Annotated in this window: 15 protein-coding genes, 10 tRNA genes, 1 riboswitch and 1 other annotated feature (1 of these 27 cut by a window edge); of the genes, 19 read left to right on the top strand and 6 right to left on the bottom strand. The window is 45.5% G+C overall.

Features of this window, described 5'->3' with window-relative positions; translation table 11 throughout:
* From IGJ01_RS15685 to IGJ01_RS15625, 13 genes are all read left to right on the top strand, one after another.
* Positions 1-11 (top strand) — tRNA-Ile (locus IGJ01_RS15685) (it extends 63 nt beyond the left edge of the window).
* A gap of 21 nt (positions 12-32) precedes the next feature.
* Positions 33-120, top strand: a tRNA-Ser gene (locus tag IGJ01_RS15680).
* A 10-nt stretch (positions 121-130) separates the two neighbouring features.
* Positions 131-202: transfer RNA gene (locus IGJ01_RS15675), tRNA-Glu, on the top strand.
* 12 nt (positions 203-214) lie between these two features.
* Positions 215-304 (top strand) — tRNA-Ser (locus IGJ01_RS15670).
* Positions 305-370: 66 nt separating this feature from the next.
* Positions 371-444 (top strand) — tRNA-Met (locus tag IGJ01_RS15665).
* A 39-nt stretch (positions 445-483) separates the two neighbouring features.
* Positions 484-557 (top strand) — tRNA-Asp (locus IGJ01_RS15660).
* Positions 558-565: 8 nt separating this feature from the next.
* Positions 566-638, top strand: a tRNA-Phe gene (locus IGJ01_RS15655).
* 7 nt (positions 639-645) lie between these two features.
* A tRNA-Gly gene (locus IGJ01_RS15650) sits at positions 646-716 on the top strand.
* A gap of 16 nt (positions 717-732) precedes the next feature.
* A tRNA-Ile gene (locus IGJ01_RS15645) sits at positions 733-806 on the top strand.
* 15 nt (positions 807-821) lie between these two features.
* Positions 822-893, top strand: a tRNA-Glu gene (locus IGJ01_RS15640).
* A gap of 91 nt (positions 894-984) precedes the next feature.
* Positions 985-1,066: riboswitch (SMK box riboswitch) on the top strand.
* Positions 1,064-2,248: a methionine adenosyltransferase gene (metK, locus tag IGJ01_RS15635; protein WP_008382004.1), complete on the top strand. Its 1,185-nt coding sequence runs from the start codon at positions 1,064-1,066 to the stop codon at positions 2,246-2,248. (Overlaps the previous riboswitch by 3 nt.)
* Before the next feature lie 66 nt (positions 2,249-2,314).
* Positions 2,315-3,772: an MDR family MFS transporter gene (locus IGJ01_RS15630; protein WP_429969653.1), complete on the top strand. Its 1,458-nt coding sequence runs from the start codon at positions 2,315-2,317 to the stop codon at positions 3,770-3,772.
* A gap of 22 nt (positions 3,773-3,794) precedes the next feature.
* Positions 3,795-4,574 carry an alpha/beta hydrolase gene (locus tag IGJ01_RS15625; protein ID WP_016613002.1) on the top strand — a complete coding sequence of 260 codons (780 nt, stop codon included), beginning with the start codon at positions 3,795-3,797 and terminating at the stop codon, positions 4,572-4,574.
* 24 nt (positions 4,575-4,598) lie between these two features.
* Here the strand turns inward: IGJ01_RS15625 and IGJ01_RS15620 are convergent, their stop codons facing one another.
* Genes IGJ01_RS15620 through IGJ01_RS15610 form a run of 3 tightly spaced genes read right to left on the bottom strand, consistent with a single transcriptional unit; the run spans position 4,599 to position 6,800 of the window.
* On the bottom strand, positions 4,599-5,177 hold the full coding sequence (locus tag IGJ01_RS15620; protein WP_005233365.1) for a tRNA (mnm(5)s(2)U34)-methyltransferase: 579 nt from the start codon (positions 5,175-5,177) through the stop codon (positions 4,599-4,601).
* The gene (locus IGJ01_RS15615; RefSeq protein ID WP_005233367.1) at positions 5,152-6,135 is read right to left on the bottom strand and encodes a TIGR01212 family radical SAM protein; all 984 of its coding nucleotides are present in this window, start codon (positions 6,133-6,135) and stop codon (positions 5,152-5,154) included. Before IGJ01_RS15615 ends, IGJ01_RS15620 begins: the two co-directional genes overlap by 26 nt.
* 14 nt (positions 6,136-6,149) lie before the next feature.
* The gene (locus IGJ01_RS15610; RefSeq protein ID WP_008382009.1) at positions 6,150-6,800 is read right to left on the bottom strand and encodes a phosphatase PAP2 family protein; all 651 of its coding nucleotides are present in this window, start codon (positions 6,798-6,800) and stop codon (positions 6,150-6,152) included.
* A gap of 291 nt (positions 6,801-7,091) precedes the next feature.
* Here IGJ01_RS15610 and IGJ01_RS15605 point away from each other — a divergent pair, with 291 nt between their 5' ends.
* Together IGJ01_RS15605 and leuS are read left to right on the top strand one after the other, a co-directional pair.
* Positions 7,092-8,792: a LysM peptidoglycan-binding domain-containing protein gene (locus IGJ01_RS15605; RefSeq protein WP_430601247.1), complete on the top strand. Its 1,701-nt coding sequence runs from the start codon at positions 7,092-7,094 to the stop codon at positions 8,790-8,792.
* 42 nt (positions 8,793-8,834) lie between these two features.
* Positions 8,835-9,054: a binding site (T-box leader), on the top strand.
* A gap of 86 nt (positions 9,055-9,140) precedes the next feature.
* Positions 9,141-11,555, top strand: coding sequence for a leucine--tRNA ligase (gene leuS / locus IGJ01_RS15600; RefSeq protein ID WP_061053373.1), 2,415 nt, complete (start codon positions 9,141-9,143; stop codon positions 11,553-11,555).
* Positions 11,556-11,661: 106 nt separating this feature from the next.
* On the opposite strand, the gene IGJ01_RS15595 is transcribed toward leuS, so the two are convergent.
* Positions 11,662-11,892, bottom strand: a complete 231-nt coding sequence (locus IGJ01_RS15595; protein WP_005233376.1) for a hypothetical protein — start codon at positions 11,890-11,892, stop codon at positions 11,662-11,664.
* A gap of 220 nt (positions 11,893-12,112) precedes the next feature.
* Here IGJ01_RS15595 and IGJ01_RS15590 point away from each other — a divergent pair, with 220 nt between their 5' ends.
* Positions 12,113-12,412, top strand: a complete 300-nt coding sequence (locus IGJ01_RS15590) for a DUF5960 family protein (RefSeq protein ID WP_008382014.1) — start codon at positions 12,113-12,115, stop codon at positions 12,410-12,412.
* Between the two features lie 72 nt (positions 12,413-12,484).
* Here the strand turns inward: IGJ01_RS15590 and murE are convergent, their stop codons facing one another.
* Entirely contained in the window at positions 12,485-14,005 is a 1,521-nt protein-coding gene (gene murE, locus IGJ01_RS15585) for a UDP-N-acetylmuramyl-tripeptide synthetase (RefSeq protein ID WP_429969655.1), read from the bottom strand.
* Between the two features lie 199 nt (positions 14,006-14,204).
* Between murE and IGJ01_RS15580 the strand changes: the two genes are divergently transcribed.
* The 3 genes from IGJ01_RS15580 to IGJ01_RS15570 all read left to right on the top strand — a co-directional run bounded on the left by IGJ01_RS15580 (position 14,205) and on the right by IGJ01_RS15570 (position 17,858).
* Positions 14,205-15,851 carry a putative polysaccharide biosynthesis protein gene (locus IGJ01_RS15580; protein ID WP_008382016.1) on the top strand — a complete coding sequence of 549 codons (1,647 nt, stop codon included), beginning with the start codon at positions 14,205-14,207 and terminating at the stop codon, positions 15,849-15,851.
* Positions 15,852-15,920: 69 nt separating this feature from the next.
* Positions 15,921-16,640: a pseudouridine synthase gene (locus IGJ01_RS15575; RefSeq protein WP_008382017.1), complete on the top strand. Its 720-nt coding sequence runs from the start codon at positions 15,921-15,923 to the stop codon at positions 16,638-16,640.
* A 141-nt stretch (positions 16,641-16,781) separates the two neighbouring features.
* A complete protein-coding gene (locus IGJ01_RS15570; RefSeq protein WP_086332727.1) occupies positions 16,782-17,858 on the top strand; it encodes a peptidoglycan DD-metalloendopeptidase family protein in 1,077 nt (358 codons plus the stop codon).
* A 96-nt stretch (positions 17,859-17,954) separates the two neighbouring features.
* Here IGJ01_RS15570 and IGJ01_RS15565 read toward each other — a convergent pair whose 3' ends face one another.
* Complete coding sequence (locus IGJ01_RS15565) at positions 17,955-18,809, bottom strand: RluA family pseudouridine synthase (protein WP_086332726.1); 855 nt, start codon at positions 18,807-18,809, stop codon at positions 17,955-17,957.
* Between the last annotated feature and the right edge of the window lie 160 nt (positions 18,810-18,969).

The raw sequence follows: 18,969 nt of genomic DNA, 5'->3' as shown, positions 1-18,969 counted from the left end.
ATTTAGGCCCATCAAAATGTAGTCATACATTTGGGGAAGTACTCAAGTGGCTGAAGAGGCGCCCCTGCTAAGGGTGTAGGTCGGGAAACCGGCGCGAGGGTTCAAATCCCTCCTTCTCCGTTTTTTTATTGGTCCGTTGGTCAAGTGGTTAAGACACCGCCCTTTCACGGCGGTAACACGGGTTCGAATCCCGTACGGATCATTTTTTACTTTTGGAGGATTACCCAAGTCCGGCTGAAGGGAACGGTCTTGAAAACCGTCAGGCGGGTAAAACCGTGCAAGGGTTCGAATCCCTTATCCTCCTTAACTGTCTCTTTTGTTGCGAGCAAAAGAATCACAGTCCTTTAATTACTGAAAAGTAATTACTTATCGCGGGATGGAGCAGTCTGGTAGCTCGTCGGGCTCATAACCCGAAGGTCGTAGGTTCAAATCCTGCTCCCGCAATCGCTTTGTTTAACGGCAAAGCAGCAATACAAAGCTTCTGGTTTGGTAGTTCAGTTGGTTAGAATGCCTGCCTGTCACGCAGGAGGTCGCGGGTTCGAGTCCCGTCCAGACCGTTGTTTTTGGCTCGGTAGCTCAGTTGGTAGAGCAATGGATTGAAGCTCCATGTGTCGGCAGTTCGATTCTGTCCCGCGCCATAGGAATGCGGGTGTAGTTTAGTGGTAAAACTACAGCCTTCCAAGCTGTTGTCGCGAGTTCGATTCTCGTCACCCGCTTTGCATTTTTTATTTGGGGCCTATAGCTCAGCTGGTTAGAGCGCACGCCTGATAAGCGTGAGGTCGATGGTTCGAGTCCATTTAGGCCCATTACATTTTCAAACTGGTCCGTTGGTCAAGCGGTTAAGACACCGCCCTTTCACGGCGGTAACACGGGTTCGAATCCCGTACGGATCATGCAAACACTCTTGAGAGTGTTTTTTTATTACCCAAAAATGATCTTTTTTATCATTTTTCAACTACGAAGGGTCAAAATTTGTTATAATCAGTCCGTTGCAAGTTCCCGAAAGGATTCGCAGCTGCGAAGATGCCTTGTAACCGAAACATATATTAGGGGGAATACAAAAATGACAGAGAAACACTTATTTACATCAGAGTCCGTATCAGAAGGACACCCAGACAAAGTAGCCGACCAAATCAGTGATGCCATCTTAGATGCGTTGCTTGCCGAAGATCCAATGGCTCGGGTTGCTTGTGAAACGTCAGTTACCACAGGATTGGTTTTAGTTTTTGGAGAAATATCTACTTCTGCTTACGTAGATATCCAAAAAGTCGTCCGTGAAACCATCAAAGAAATCGGCTATACACGAGCAAAATTCGGCTTTGACGGCGATACGGTTGCTGTTTTAGTAGCGATCGATGAGCAATCACCAGATATCGCTCAAGGCGTTGACGATGCTTTAGAAAGTCGCGGAGAAACGGATAAAGAAGATATCGGTGCCGGTGACCAAGGCTTGATGTTTGGTTTTGCCGTTGATGAAACACCTGAATTGATGCCTTTACCAATCGCATTGAGTCATCGGTTAGTCCGTCGTTTAGCAGAGTTGCGTAAAAACAATGAACTAAGCTACTTGCGTCCAGATGCAAAATCGCAAGTAACTGTTGAATATGATGATAACGATCAACCACAAAGAGTGGACACCGTCGTTATTAGTACCCAGCATGATGATGCGGCTGATAATGAAACGATCCACCGTGATGTCATTGAAAAAGTGATCAAAGAAGTGATCCCTGCCGATCTTTTAGACGAGCAGACAAAATATTATATTAATCCTACTGGTCGTTTTGTGATCGGCGGTCCTCAAGGGGATGCCGGTTTGACAGGCAGAAAAATCATCGTTGATACTTATGGCGGCTATGCTCGTCATGGTGGCGGTGCGTTTTCTGGAAAAGACGCAACCAAAGTTGACCGTTCAGCCAGCTATGCGGCTCGCTACATTGCCAAAAACATCGTAGCAGCAAAGCTAGCCAAAAAAGTGGAAGTCCAATTAGCCTATGCGATCGGTGTGGCACAACCCGTGTCGATCAGCATCAACACTTTTGGTACAGGAACCGTCAGTAACGATCGCTTGATTCAAGCGGTGCGGGAAAACTTTGATTTGCGACCAGCAGGAATTATTGAAATGTTAGATTTGCGCCGTCCGATTTATCGTCAGACTGCCGCTTACGGACATTTCGGTCGTACAGATATCGATTTGCCATGGGAACGCACCGACAAGGTGGCGGCACTTTTGGCAAGTGTGAAGGATTAAAAGAGGCGACCTCTATTGATGACTATCAATAGAGGTTCTTTTTTTTGGAGTAAAAGGAGGAGTTACATGCGAACCAATGTAAAATTAGTCACTATTGCGGTCTTTGTCGCAACGTTTATGACCGCGATCGAAGGAACGATCATTACGACAGCGATGCCTACCATCGTTAGTTCATTGAAAGGGATCGAGATCATGAACTGGGTCTTCTCGATCTATCTTTTGACCAGTGCGATGTTGACCCCGATCTACGGCAAGTTTGCCGATAACATCGGCCGCAAACCAGTCTTTCTATTTGGTACGCTGCTGTTTATTATCGGGTCGGCGTTTTGTGGGATGGCCAACACTATGTTGACGTTGATCATTGCCAGAGCATTGCAAGGATTAGGCGCAGGGGCCATGATGCCCGTTGCCCTAACGATCATTGCGGACCTGTATCCCGTTGAAAAGCGGGCGAAAGTCTTAGGGCTCAATAGTACTGCTTGGGGGATCGCCAGTGTCGTTGGTCCCTTAGCCGGTGGATTGATCGTAGATACGATCGGGTGGCATTGGATCTTCTTTATCAACGTGCCCATCGGATTAGGGTTGATCGCCTTAATTTGGTTTTATTTTCATGAAGAAAAAAAGGCCTTTGCTGCAGTCAACATTGATTATGCAGGCAGTCTCTTGTTGATGTTGACGTTAGTAGGGCTCCTGCTAGGCTTCCAATTGCTAGGAGATTATGGTGTAAGTCTGCCTGTTATCGGTCTGTTCGTTTTTTCGATCCTCACGTTTATCGGCTTCATTCGTGTGGAGAAAAAAGCAGCAGATCCGATTATTGATCTGAAGCTGTTCCACTCAAAACTATTTGTGGTGGTCAACATCGTAGCAGCTTTGGCTAGCGGCTTCCTGATGGGGATCGATGTTTATATCCCAATGTGGATGCAAGGGGTCTTAGGCATGAGTGCGGGGATTGGCGGGCTTGTGTTGGCACCGTTGTCGATTTTATGGATGATTGGTTCCTTCTTAGCCAGCCGTTGGTTGACACAGCACAGTGTCAGCTGGGTCTTGACGGTTAGCTTGTTGATCACGGCTACCGGTGCTTTGTGGTTGTTTTTGACACCGGCACAGACTTCATTCTGGTTGTTCTTGGTGATTTCTTCTATTACGGGCGTCGGATTAGGGGCAACGATGGTGGTTTGTACCGTTACTGCCCAAACCAGCGTTGCACCCACCCAAGTCGGCGTGGCGACTTCTTTTAATACCCTGCTGCGAACGATCGGGCAAACCATTATGGTGGCGGTCTTCGGTATCGTTTTAAACACCAGCAATAGCGTGGGCTTGGCACAGGCGCAAGTCACTGATAGCAGTGTCATGAATCAGCTGGTAGATCCAGCCGCCGCGCGTCAGCTGCCAACAGCCTTATTAGGGCAATTACGGGAGATTCTTTATAGCGGTCTACACTGGGTTTTTGGGATCGGTGTTTTACTCATTGTGCTAGCGATTGGTTTGACCCGCACGATTTCGCGAGAATCTGGTACAATATAAAAAAAGGATCGCAGGTGATTGTATGGCTTTTTTACAAGCAAATATCTATTCAAATGTTCTTGAAATGGAGGTAATGATCAATGTGATCTTGCCTCAAAGTACCAAGAAAAAAATCGGCACGCAAAGCCAATCAACGGGCACAGATCTCCCGGTGCTTTATTTATTGCATGGGATGAACGGAAATCATAGTGTCTGGCAGCGACGGACGTCGATCGAGCGATATGCCGCAGAGTATCAACTAGCGGTCATCATGCCGTCTACTGATCTGGGCTGGTATACCGATACGACCTACGAAATGAAGTATTGGACGTTTATCGCCGAAGAATTACCACAAATTTGTCATGAACTGTTTCCTCAACTGACGCAAAAACGAGAAAAAACTTTTGCAGCAGGTCTCTCGATGGGGGGCTATGGGGCAGTAAAACTTGGGCTGCGCAAGCCTGACCAGTTTGCGGCGGTAGCGTCTTTGTCTGGAGCATTAGCGCTGGCTGAAAGCATGGATTCCTTGCTGCAGCTGCGAAGCCAAGCTTATTGGGAAGGAATCTTTGGCCCTTTAGAGCAATTCAAAGGGTCAGAAAATGATTTGATCCATCTGATTGAGACCATCGATCCAAGCACCGCGCCGCGCTTTTTTATTAGCTGTGGAACCGAGGATCAGCTGTATCCGGCAAGTGAATATGCGGTGGATAAGCTGCAAAAACGCAAACTAGCCGTAACGTTTGAATCGGGAACTGGGGATCATGATTGGAATTTTTGGGATCAATGGATCCAACGAGTCCTGCAATGGCTTTTTAGTGAATAAAAAAACCATCAGTCGATCGACACCTTAACGTGCCGAGGACTGATGGTTTTTTCGTTCGATACAAAATAAGATCGGCGGCTGGTTGCGCTGATTGATAAATTGATAGGAAAGGACATTATATTCCTCTTGCGGCAGCTGCTGACAAAAGGAGTGGACTTCTTTCAGCTCTGCTTCGCCGCCAGCGTGTCCATAATAGCAGACGAGGATGATTCTACCTTTCGGGACTAAACGTGTCAGTAAAGCTTCTAAAGCCGTTTTCGTTGTATCAGGCAGCGTGATGATCGCTTTGTCCCCTTTCGGCAAGTAGCCTAAATTGAAAATGGCGGCGTGAACCGGACCACTCACAACATCTGCCAACGTCTCATGGCCTTGATGGATCAGCTGAACTTGCGGCAACAGCTCTTTTTCAGTCAAACGTTTTTTGGTGGCTTGGAGGGCTTGTTCTTGAATATCAAAAGCAAACACCTGACCAGTCGGCCCAACTAAGGAAGCCAGTAATTCCGTGTCAAAGCCGTTGCCCATCGTGGCATCAACAGCGGTATGTCCCGGTTGCACAACTTCTTTTAAAAGGGTGTGGCTATAGCGCATGGCGGTCGGCAGCATTGACAAGCTCCTTTCGCACGTTGAATTTCCCTTGATAGGAGTTGCGGCGTAGCATTTCTTGATCGATCTCATTCAAGACTTCCCATTTTTTCAAACTCCACATTGGACCTACCAGAGAATCCCATGGTGCATCGCCTGTCAAGCGATGAATGATGATCTCTGGGGGGATCATTTCTAACTGATCGCAGATCAATGACACATAGGTATCGCGCCGCATCAATTGCAAACGTCCCTCATGATAATCCCGCAGCATCCGAGTATTGCGCATCAAATGCAGCAGGTGCAGTTTGATGCCTTGGATATCAGAATCTTGAATGGTGCGGCGGACGTTTTCTTGCATCATCTCGATCGTCTCGCCTGGCAGGCCATTGATCAAATGGGTACAGACACGAATATTGTGTTTGCGCAGGCTGGCGACGCCGTCTAAGTAGGTTTGATAATCATGGGCGCGGTTGATGGCATTGCTCGTGGTTTCAAACGTCGTTTGCAGTCCTAATTCGACCCATAAATAAAAGCGTTGATTGAGCTCTGCCAGATAGTCAACGACATCTGCTGGTAAGCAGTCTGGTCGGGTCCCAATGGAGATCCCGACAACACCAGGTAGTGTCAGTACTTGCTCGAAGCGCTCGCGGATCACTGCCACCGGTGCGTGGGTGTTCGTAAAATTTTGAAAATAGACAATGTATTTGTCCACTTGCGGCCACTTTTTGTGCATCATGGCGATCTCTTTTTCAAACTGCTCTGGTAGCGGGGCTTCAGGTGCTACGATCATATCGCCAGAGCCGGACACACTGCAAAATGTACAGCCGCCTTTGGCAACGGTGCCGTCACGATTGGGGCAGTCGAAGCCCGCATCGATGGGAACTTTAAAGATTTTTTCGCCAAATTCTTGCCGCAAAGCAAAGTTCCATGAATGGTATCGTTTGTTTTTATCTTCTGCATAAGGAAATGGATTCATTTTTTTACCTTCTTTTATAATTGTTTACGCGTGAAGCGCCAGACAAAACGTTTTTGCAAGTAGTAAGGGTAGGTCAACAGTAGCCAAGACAGGCCGACACAAAAACCGCCTAACACATCACTGGGAAAATGCACGCCAACATAGATGCGGCTGATGCCGATACAACTGATCAATAGGCCTAGCAGAATACGGAGTCCCCATTGCCAAAAAGGCTGCTTGAAGAAAACTGGGACCAAGAAGAGCAATGTCCCATAAAAAACCATACTGCCTGTCGAGTGTCCGCTGGGGAAACTAAAACTTGATTCCGTGACTAAGTGTTCAAGGGTTGGTCGCTCCCGTAAAAAGACCAGTTTGATCAATGGATTAAAGAGCCCGGCAATCCCGATGGTGCCGATACTGAGCCATAGTGCTTCTGCATAATATTTATTGATCACTAAAACGGCTAAAACAGCAAGAAAGAGCAAGATGATCGTGGTAGGATTCGCAAATTTTGTGACCCATAGAAAAAACGGTGTCCAAAACGGATAGCCGGTACGGATGATGCGAGTCAAGGTTTCGTCAAAGGAGACCAACCAAGTAGGATAAAATTTCACGAGATAGCCGAGAAAAACGAACAGCAGTAAAAAGCAACTGCCGGCAAATTGAAAATAAAGTTTTTTATGCATGGAAAAGCCTCGTTTCTAGAGAATTTCTGCCCCTTCAAGCAAAGAGACATCTAGAAGGTATTATAGCATTTATCGCAAGACGGAAAAAGCAGGGAACCATTCAGGGAGCATCCCACTGCCAAGGAATATTTTTCGTTGGGTTAAATACAAACTCTTCATTTCAATAAATGTTCGTTTGATTACAAAGAGTTTACAGTTTCTGAAATCGGCTCAAATACCTTTTATAAATTCTTAAGAAATTGTATACTAAACCTACGTTCACTATAAGGAAAAAACGGAGGAATAACGGACATGAACACGAGTCAATCAAGAAAAGTACATCGTCAAGCAGACCAATCGGGCGATAAGTATCGAGTGATCAAAAAAAGTGCAGTTGTTTTAGGAACGACACTGACTGCTTGCTCTGTTGTAGCTCCATTGGTGTCATCGGTTCAAGCAGAAGCCGTAGAGACCTCGATCGCCCAAGTTTCTACTAGCAATTTTGCCGCGCCGAATACTTCCGCATTTATTGCCGAAATCGCTACTTACGCTCAGCCCGTGGCACAAGCCAACGATTTATATGCTTCTGTGATGATCGCACAAGCCATTTTAGAAAGTGGTTGGGGCCGAAGCAGTTTATCAAAAGCACCGAATTATAATCTATTCGGGATCAAAGGCAGCTACAACGGTCAAACCGTTTATATGAGTACTTTGGAGTACTTGAACAATCAATGGTTGACTATGAATGAACCCTTTAAGCGCTACCCATCATACACGCAATCATTCGAAGATAACGCACGTACTTTACGCTCAACCTCTTTACAAAGCGGCGTTTCATATTATTCTGGCGCTTGGAAAAGCAATACGACTTCATATCTTGATGCAACCGCATGGCTAGCAGGCCGCTATGCGACTGCACCCAATTATGCTTCTTCCCTGAATGCAGTGATCCAACAATTTGGTTTGACGCAATACGACACACCTGCTTCTGGCAATGCCGGTGGTGGTGCCACAGCTAGCGCATCAACCAATACTACGACTACAACGGCGGCTGTCAGCACGAGCGGCAGTCAAACGTATACAGTCGCTTCGGGCGACTCTGTATGGTCGATCGCTAACAAATATGGCATCTCCATGGACCAGTTGCGCAGCTTGAACAACATCAAAAATGATTTTGTTTATCCAGGGCAAACGTTGAAAGTCAACGGCAGCACCCAAAGCACTTCGGCAACTTCTACGGTATCGATCGTCAATCGTAATACTTCAGCAACTACATCAGGCAACACCTATACCGTAGTTTCTGGTGATTCAGTCTGGTCGATCGCCAATAAACATGGGATCTCAATGGATCAATTCCGCAGTTTGAACAATATCAAAAATGACTTTGTCTACCCAGGACAAAAAGTTGTCGTCAGCGGTGGTTCGTCTACGAATACCAGCAGTACCACGACCGTCAGCACTGCATCAACTGCTAGCCAAAGCAGTGGCGGTACCTATACAGTTGCAGCGGGTGATTCAGTCTGGTCGATCGCCAACAAACATGGGATCTCCATGGATCAATTTCGCAGTTTGAACAATATCAAAAATGATTTTGTCTACCCAGGACAAAAAGTTGTCGTCAGTGGTAGTTCCGCAACGAGTACAAGTACAACAACGAGCACGACCGTCAGCAGCCAAACCAGCAGCAGTGCTGCAGGCAACACCTATACGGTGGCAGCGGGTGATTCAGTCTGGTCAGTTGCCAATAAACACGGGATTTCGATGGACCAATTCCGCAACTGGAACAACATCAAAAATGATTTTATCTATCCAGGACAAAAGGTGGTCGTCAAGCAAGGCGGCACGGCAGCTACTACCAGCACTTCAGCGACAAATGGTACTTACAAGGTCGCATCGGGTGATTCCGTTTGGGGGATCGCAGATAAGTTTGGCATCACGACGGATCAATTTATTCAATGGAACAATATTCAAAATAACTTTATTTACCCAGGACAAACAGTTAGGGTAAAATAGATTGCTATTCCTAATGATTTTTGTTAGGATAAGTGCAAAGAAACTTTCACGTTTGAGAAGGAATAGTAGAAGTACGGTGGGACTTTTAGAGAGTGCATGGTTGGTGGAAATGCACAGCACACCTTTCGAACTCGTCTTCGAGTGATATCTGACTGAACCTGATTTGGCTAGGCAGATACGGCGATGGCCGTTAAAACATCGAGGTCTGCTTTTTTGAGGAGCAGATAAACTTAGGTGGTACCACGTTGATAACGTCCTATAAAAATCATAGCGATTTTTATAGGACTTTTTTTAAGTTTTGCTGGTTGATTTGACGAGCAAAACACCAATTTTTAGGAGGAGTCCATCGTGAATTACAATCACAAAGAAATCGAAAAAAAATGGCAAAAATATTGGGCAAAGAAAAATGAGTTCAACACCCATGATGAGCCGGACAAACCAAAATTTTATGCGCTAGATATGTTCCCATATCCATCCGGACAAGGATTACATGTCGGACATCCAGAAGGCTATACGGCAACGGATATCTTGAGCCGCTTCAAACGCAGCCAAGGGTACAATGTACTGCACCCAATGGGCTGGGATGCCTTTGGTCTGCCTGCCGAACAATATGCACTAGACACTGGAAATGATCCAGCGGAATTCACGAAGAAAAATATTGAGACCTTCCGCCGTCAAATCAATGCGCTAGGGTTCAGCTATGACTGGAATCGTGAAATCAATACGACAGATCCTGAATATTACAAGTGGACGCAATGGATCTTTACCAAGCTTTATGAAAAAGGGTTAGCTTATGAAGCCGAAGTTCCGGTAAATTGGGTACCAGAGCTTGGAACTGTGATCGCCAATGAAGAAGTCATTGACGGCAAGAGCGAACGGGGCGGCTATGATGTGATCCGCAAACCGATGCGCCAATGGATGCTAAAAATCACGGCATATGCTGATCGTTTGTTGGACGATTTAGAAGAAGTTGATTGGCCAGAAAGCATCAAAGAAATGCAACGCAATTGGATCGGACGTTCTGTCGGAGCCAACGTAACGTTTAAAGTGGCAGGGATGGAAAAAGACTTTACCGTCTTTACGACTCGCCCAGATACCTTGTTTGGTGCGACCTACGCTGTATTGGCACCAGAACATGAGCTAGTGGCTCAAATCACTACCCCAGAACAAAAAGCAGCCATTGATGCCTATGTAGAAGAAGCATCGAAAAAATCTGATTTGAACCGAACAGATTTGGCCAAAGAAAAAACCGGTGTCTTCACTGGTGCCTATGCCATCAATCCCGTGAATGGCAAAGAGATCCCGATTTGGATCGCCGATTACGTTTTGGCTTCTTATGGAACAGGTGCGATCATGGCGGTTCCTGCCCATGACGAACGTGACCACGAATTTGCCAAAACATTTGGCTTAGAGATCATTCCTGTATTGGCAGGGGGCAACGTGGAAGAATCTGCCTATACCGAAGATGGACTGCATATCAATTCAGACTTTTTGGATGGGCTAGACAAAGAGACAGCCATTGAAAAAATGGTCGCATGGTTGGAAGAAAACCATGTTGGGAAAAAAGAAGTCAGCTATCGTCTTCGCGATTGGTTGTTCTCTCGCCAACGGTATTGGGGTGAACCAATCCCAATCATCCATTGGGAAGATGGGACGACCACAGCGCTTGCTGAAGATCAGCTGCCATTGCGTTTGCCAAAAACCGACAATATCAAACCAAGCGGTACCGGGGAATCGCCATTAGCTAATGTCACGGATTGGGTCAATGTCACCGATCCAGAAACTGGGAAAAAAGGACGTCGCGAAACCAATACGATGCCACAATGGGCAGGAAGCTCATGGTATTTCTTACGCTTTATCGATCCTCATAATAAGTCTGTTTTGGCAGACTATGATAAATTGAAACGCTGGATGCCAGTCGATATTTATATCGGTGGGGCGGAACACGCTGTCTTGCATTTGCTTTATGCTCGCTTCTGGCATAAATTCTTGTATGATATCGGTGTCGTACCAACGAAAGAACCATTTGAAAAATTGTTCAACCAAGGGATGATCCTTGGGGAAAACAATGAAAAAATGTCGAAATCCCGCGGCAACGTCGTCAATCCAGATGATGTCATCAATCAATACGGTGCAGATACTTTGCGTCTATATGAAATGTTTATGGGACCATTGGATGCATCGATCGCCTGGAATGAGAATGGCCTTGAAGGCAGTCGCAAATTCTTGGATCGCGTGTGGCGCTTGATCGTCGATGAAAATGGCAAAATGCGCGACCGCATCACGACATTCAACGATGGAAAATTGTCGAAGGTGTATAACCAAACGGTTAAAAAAGTGACGGAAGATTATGAACAGCTGCATTTCAATACGGCGATTTCCCAATTGATGGTCTTCGTCAATGAAGCGTATAAAGCTGATGCCTTACCTTACGAGTATGTCGAAGGATTTGTGCAGCTATTGGCTCCAATCGCACCACATATCGGTGAAGAGCTCTGGTCGATCCTCGGAAATGACAATGGGATCTCTTATGTGCCTTGGCCAACCTATGACGAAAGTGCCCTAGTGGAAGATGAGATCGAAGTCGTCTTTCAAGTCAACGGCAAAGTTCGTGCCAAAGCAATGGTTCCAGCGGACGCAGAAAAAGCAGTGCTTGAACAATTGGCCCAAGAAAACGAACTTGTCCAAGAACAGCTCCAAGGAAAAACGATCCGCAAAGTGATCGTCGTACCCAATAAATTGGTCAATATCGTTGCAAACTAAACGCTAAAAAAGTAGCTGCCTAACAGGTCAATGGTCTGTTAGGCAGCTTTTTGGTAGCGACAAAGAAAAAAAGTGTTACTGAGTGGTTCTCAGCAACACTTTTTTGTTATTTTTTGCGAATGATCCCATAGAACAAAGCGGCTGTTGCGACCAATGGAATCAAGATCACTAGTAGAAAGCCGTTTGGATACGTAGCGCGAGTGAAAATTTCTGATGAAGCATCACTTCCGCCAAATAGATGATTGGAAATCATGAACTGAGCCATCATAGCAACGATTGCGACAAAACCAATTGCAGCACCAGTACCGACGAATAATTTTTTCTTTGCGTTGTTCATTACATTTGCCCCTTTTATAGTCTCTATGTATCATTATACAAAATTTGGATACGTGTTCAATCTGATTTTGTCAAATAATTGATTCGTAATACACTTGAAATGTTTCTGACATATTTAAGCGCTAAAAAAGCCAAATTTCCGCTTGTTAGCGATCATATTATTCGCTGATCCTCACAGACTCTCGTATAATAAAGAAAGAGAAAAGAAAGAGGGGACTTACATGGAGTATCAATCATTTGAAGGCCAAACGGCTTTTTTTGAAGATTATGCACGGATTGCCAAACCTGGCTATGAAGAAGAGGCAGTCACTGCCGATGTCTTGGAACAGTTGAATCAACAATTAACAGAAGAAGAGCTGTTTTACCGTTTAGCAGCCGAAGATGCCAAAGAAGGGCAAGTCTTTTTGTTTCCTTTCAGCAAGCGAATGTTTACCGAAGACCTTGACGCTGCCATTTCAACAGAATTCCGTTATGATGGCGCACCCTATGTCTATGAGACTTACGAAGATGAACAACCTTAATCACACAGGAAAAAAGCTTTCAGATGATTTAATGGATCATCTGAAAGCTTTTTTTGTTGAGACAACTTGTTGCTATTGGTGCTTGGCTTGCTGCTGCGCTAAGGTCAAGTCACCGATGTAAGGGACTTTTTTTCCAGCGACTTTCAAGTATTGTTCGGCGCCTTTGCCCGCAATAATCACGATATCACGACCGTCTGCTTCAGCGATCGCCAATTTGACGGCTTGAGCCCGATCCATCTCATGAATGATGGCAACTTCAGGATTGGTGATAGCATCTGCAATTTCTTTTGCGATCGCAGCTGCTTCTTCAAAATCAGGATCATCGCTGGTCAGGTAGACTTTGTCCGCATATTCTCCTAGCGCTCGTCCCATATCTGCTCGGCGAGATTGGGCTTTTCCGCCAGCACTGCCAGTGACAAAAAGCAGGCGGCCATCTGGGCGTAATTGACGGGCAAGTTCACTTAATGATTGGAAGCTCAGGTAATTGTGGGCATAGTCAACGATCATGACTGCACCATTTTCTTTTTCTAAAACGATCATTCGTCCAGGGATGATCACTGTCGGCAGGACTTTCTGAGCGTCCTTACGAGAGGCACCCGCTAAGCAGGCAGCCAAAATCGCCGCTGCGGCGTTCTCATGGTTGAAAGAACCTAAGATCCCCAGTTGATATTCACCAGAGACTTGCAAGACATCAGAAGCAGCTGTCAGGGCGAAACTCTTTAGGTCCATTCCTTCTTGAACGACATAATCGGCATCTGAACGTCCGTAGGTGATATAAGGAACTTGATGGACTTCACAAGTTTCTCGCAGCAAGTGGTAGTGATCGCTTTGACGATTTAAAATCATTTGTTTGCTGTTGCGGATCAGTTCCCGTTTGCAGTAAAGGTAATCATCATAAGTCGGGTGTTCCACCGGTCCAATGTGATCAGGCGAAATATTCAAGAACGCGCCAATATCAAAGGTAATGCCGGCGACCCGTTTGGTTTTATACGCTTGAGAAGAAACTTCCATTACAAGATGGGTCAGGCCGTTTGCAACAGCCTCAGCCATCATTTTATAAAGATCCAGTGTTTCGGGAGTCGTCAACACTGCTTCATTAAAGGTTTTTCCATCGACTGAGTTTTCCTCAGATGAAAAGAATGCTACTTTTTGACCCGTCGATTCTGCTAAAATCGCCCGAGCAAAATAGGCGCAACTGGTTTTGCCTTTGGTGCCAGTGATGCCGATGGTCACTAGCTGTTCTTGCGGGTTGCTATAAAATGCTTGAGCGATCACTGCCATCGTTTCTCGAATGTCCGTAACAATGATCCCGTAGGTTGCGAAGTTGTCATAAGGTGTTTCTGAAATGTAGCACTGAATGCCTTGATCAATGGCGGCGGCTAGGTAGCTTTCTTTAAAAGAAGCCCCTTTACAGAAAAAAAGCGTTGCCGCATCGGCCGTTCGCGAGTCGTAACTTAAGGAGGTAAAGGCAATATCAGTCATTTCTTGCGGCACGGTATAAACCCAATCAGTGGGGGTGATGATTTCTTTTAATAGGTTTTCCTGCAATAAGAGTTTGCGGATCTGTGGCACGGTAATGAGTTCCTTTTGCATCGTTGTTCTCCTTCATTCCTCTAAAGATTTCTCTTATTATAGCATAACTCCTAAAAACCGCCGTTTAGGAGGGAAAAGTTTTCTTTTTTTTCTTCTTATTTTGAAGAAACTTTAAGATGTTGCAAAAATAGATTGCGACCAACTCTTTTTCGAATTAAAATGGAAGGGATATGTTTGTAGAAAGTTGGAGATAATGGCGATGGATAATCACATGCGTTCAGTGTCAAAAGAATTAACTACACAAGAAAAAATGGCTCAAGGATCTGCTTGGATGACAATGGGCAATATCGGTTCACGTTTGCTTGGCGCCATTTACATTTTACCTTGGTATTATTGGATGGGGGCAAATGCCGATAAAGCAAATGCGTTATTTGGGATGGGCTATAATGTTTACGCCTTATTTTTAATGATCTCAACTGCTGGGATCCCATCGGCAATTGCCAAGCAGATTTCTTTTTATAATTCTCGCCAAGAATACCGCACCAGCCAGAAGCTCTTTTTAAGGGCCTTCCAATTGATGGCAGGCTTTGGCGTGGTGACCGCCGGCATCATGTATTTGGCAGCCCCATGGTTGGCAACGGCTTCAGGTGGCGGGGAAGAATTGATTCCTGCAATGCGCTCATTGAGCATTGCACTATTGGTCTTTCCTTGTATGAGTGTTATGCGAGGATACTTCCAAGGAAACCAAGACATGAAACCTTTTGCGATCTCGCAAGTTGTCGAACAAATCGCCCGCGTCTGCTATATGCTTTTGGCGACCTTCATCATTATGCGGGTTATCGAAGGCGAATACACGGCAGCTGTGACGCAATCGACCTTTGCCGCCTTTATCGGTGTCTTAGCCAGTATTTTGGTTTTAGGCTATTACTTCCAAAAGCAACGGGTGCGGATGGACGTCTTAGTCGATATGAGCAAAGAAGAAACCGTGTTGCAAACCAAAGAATTGGTTTTAGCGACCATCAAAGAAGCGATCCCTTTTATTATCGTTGGTTCTGGGATCACGATTTTAAAATTGGTGGATCAATACACCTTTGTGCGGATCATGAGTAGTTTTACTGAATTTTCAAATGATCAGCTCTTAGAATTAATGGCGATTTTCGGTAGCAACCCTGATAAGTTGACGATGGTGGTTATCGGATTAGCTACTTCCATGGCTTCAACAGGCTTGCCTTTGATCAGTGAAGCAGTCGCCAAAAAAGACAAAAAGAACTTAGCTAAATTGATCAGCAACAACTTACAATTGTATTCCTTTGTAATGTTCCCAGCGACCTTTGGGATGATCGTGCTGTCTTATCCCTTATACACCTTGTTTTATCGTCCAGATGCGTTAGGAGCGAGCGTTTTAGTCGCTGCCTGTCTGTCTGGTCTGGTCTTGGGCTTGTTTATGCTTAGTTCTAGTATGCTGCAAGGAATGTACCACAACAAAGAAGCCGTTGTTTTCTTCTTTGTAGGATTGCTGGTGAAGTTGATCCTGCAGTATCCAGCGATTCGGTTGTTCCAAGTTTATGGCCCATTAGTTTCCACGACGATTGCTTTAGGGATCGTCTGCTGGCTGAACATTCGCAAGATGATTCGCAAAGGCCATTTCAATGTAAACTTAACGTTGCGACGGACGTTATTGATTGGCGCGATGACGATCATTATGGTGATCGCAGCGTTGATCGCCCGCCAACTCTTTGGTCTCATCTTTAGCTCGGAAAGAAAAGTCCAAGCCTTTATCTTGAGCTTGCTAGTAGCAGGAGTCGGTGGCAGTGTGTACATCTACATTGCGCTGAAATTGCGTTTAGCTGAAAAACTACTCGGCTCATCAATGGTTCGTTTACGCCAGAAATTACACATCAAATAAAACTAGAAGCAGCCGCTGAGCCTCCTTTGCGAGACCTTGGCGGCTGTTTTATATGAAAGGAAGAAACCGATGCGTTTAGACAAGTTTTTAGCGGATATGGGCTATGGCTCCCGCAAAGAAGTGAAACAGTTGATCAAAAAAGGTCTCGTGACCGTCAATGGACAAGTCATCAAGAGTGACAAAGCGCAAGTACTAGAAACACAAGATACCGTTTGTTTTGAGGGGGAACCCATCGTCTATCAAAGCCAGTTTTATTATTTGCTGAATAAACCCGCTGGAGTGATTTCGGCAACCGTCGATTCCTATGAAGAGACGGTCTTAGATTTGTTTTCTGAAGAAGCGTTTCGCGAAGATTTGTTTCCAGTAGGACGGTTAGATAAAGACACCGAAGGCTTTTTGCTGATTACGAACGATGGCGGATTGGCGCATCAATTATTGTCGCCTAAGAAGCATGTGGAAAAAGAATATTATGCCCAAGTCGAGGGAATCATGACAGCGGAGGATCAAAAAACCTTTGCCAAAGGCATCAAATTAGACGGCGAGTGGACCTTGCCGGCTGAACTGCAGATCCTCAACGTCGATGAAGACGAAACGCGCAGCGAAATCAAACTGATCCTCCATGAAGGCAAGTTTCATCAAGTCAAACGGATGGTCCATGCAGTAGGAAAAGAAGTCGTTTATTTGAAACGGATTCGCATGGGAGGCCTGTCCCTGCCAGATGATTTGGCATTAGGCGAGTATCGGGAATTGACTCCTGAGGAATTGGCGAAGCTGCAAGAGCGAGGATAAGACGATCGGCGAGCTAAAGAAATTCTTATGAAAGTTGTTATTCGGCTGCAATATTTGTAAAAAAAGCCCGTTTTATAGGTGATTTACATGAAAGTTTGCAACAATAGACTTTAAACTGTTGGAAAAACCCTCTTTTTTTTCATGAATAAGCATGTTAAAGTAGCCAAGCTACTAAAAAAAGAAGGAGTTACCTCATTGAAGAAAAAGATTTTTTTATTGCTCGCCCTTACGTTGCCGCTTTTCCAGCCAGCTATCAGTTATGCTGCTGAAACCAAGAGCAGCGAGGAACTGACGGTTTTGACCACAGAACTAGCTTCTTATGAAGACGAAGTCACCACCAGCCAACAGAAAGTCACAGCGTTGGAAAGTCAATTAGCGGATTATCAGGAAGAATTAAGCCAATTGGCAGAAGAGAGCAAGGAAGTTCAAACGCAGATCACTGCACTGAATGATCAAAAAGCCCAGCACCAAGGAAGCCAAGCGCAAAGCAGTCTGGTAGTCGATGGACCGCAAGCCACGATCCAGCAACTACGCAAGTTTAGTGAACAACAAGCGGCTTTACGGGAAGTGAACCAACAATTGGCGGAAAAAGAAGCCGAACAACAACGAATCACTTCGTACCAAACCTTGACGCAAGCCCAATTAGTACATAGCGAAGAACAATTAGCAACAGCCAAAAAAGAATTGCAGTCCCAACAAGAGCAGCTGCAGCAGACGCAAGCCCAAGTGCAAGACCTACAAGAAAAAGTGGAGCAAGAAGCAAAAGCAGCTGAAGAAGCGAAACAAAAAGCCAAAGAAGCAGCGGAGAAAGCGGCAGCCAGTGAATTTTCACTGCCAATCACTGGCTCCGTGTCGATCTCCAGCGGTTTTGGTACTCGAGCAGACCCGACTGGTTTTTCAGGGACGCAGCATGACGGGATCGACTTCACAGGTCAAGCGGGGGAGAAGATCGTCGCCGCTCGTGATGGACAGGTAGAAGATGCTGGCTATGGCCCAAGCACTGGAAATTACGTGATTTTGGCTCACGATAATGGCTTTTACTCGTATTATTTTCATTTAACAGCTGTCAGTGTCTCAAAGGGGGCGACCGTTGCAGTCGGCGACCAAGTCGGTACGATGGGGACGACTGGAAATTCGACAGGCGTCCATCTGCACTTTGGACTGAGTAAGACGATGTGGTCAGATTTCGTTGATCCAGCAGCTTACTTACCGCTATAAACCAAAATACCAAGTAGAAGCATGGAGAAAATCATCTGCAACCAAAAAGCATGACTGACAAGAGGGATTCCTCAAGTCGTCATGCTTTTTGGTTGCTTACCACAAGCCCGGTTGAGCGATGATCACTAACTGTTCTTTGGTAAAAGGATGCTCTAGATGCAATTCGTAGCCATGCAGCAGCAAACGTGGCGCTGATTTGTTTTGGTAAAGCGGGTCGCCAACGACTGGATGACCGATGCTGGCAAGGTGGACGCGAATTTGGTGGGTCCTACCAGTTTCTAACACACAATACACATTGGTTGTCTTTTGTTGGGCGTGGGCGATGGTTACATGGGTGACGGCTGACTGACCGTTGCGGGAGTCAATGATCCGCTTGCGACGATCGTGACGGTCACGACCGATTTTTTTGGCGATCGTTTGATCTTGCGTAAGTTTCCCCCAAACAGTGGCTTGATAGCGACGGAAAATCTGTTTGTTTTCCAGCATTCGGCCCAAGATCGGCAACACCAAAGGATTTTTTGCAAATAAAACCACACCGCTGGTTTCTTTGTCTAGACGATGGACCACATAAGGCTGCTGCTGTTTCGGCGCAAGGTAAGCAGCTGCATCATTCAACAGAGTATCGGCTTCTAATGGCTGATTTGGGTGCGTCTTGACCCCGGCAGGCTTGTTCAGCACTAATAAGTGTTCATCTTCAAAAAGTACGTCGACTTTGTCCGCTTGGCCTAACTGTATCGGCTGGTAGCTGTAATCACTGTCTTCAATGATCAAAGTGATTTGATCACCGCCACGAACTTCTTGATGAAACATCGCGGGCTGCTGATTGACGGCCACATTTTTCCGTGTGCGCAGAAAATGGCGCACTTTTCGTGGAACGAGCCACTCCTGTTCCAACAAATCGCGAAGCGGCATGGGCGGGTGATTTTCGGGTAAAGTCATGGTGTATTCCATAATAACGTCCTTTCTTTGCTATTCGCTACCGACTATTATAGCATCTTTAAGCTTTTCTTATAAAAAAAACAATAAAAAACAGAGTATTCAATGCTAGAATAATAAAGCATTCTTTTCGAATGAAATTACGTCTAGAGCCGTATAACAAAGAAAGTCATTT

The organism is Enterococcus sp. AZ089 (genome assembly GCF_050547225.1).
Classification (GTDB): domain Bacteria; phylum Bacillota; class Bacilli; order Lactobacillales; family Enterococcaceae; genus Enterococcus_D; species Enterococcus_D entomosocium.
The sequence above is the reverse complement of the archived record's forward strand: the minus strand, read 5'-3'. Positions and strand labels throughout refer to the sequence as shown.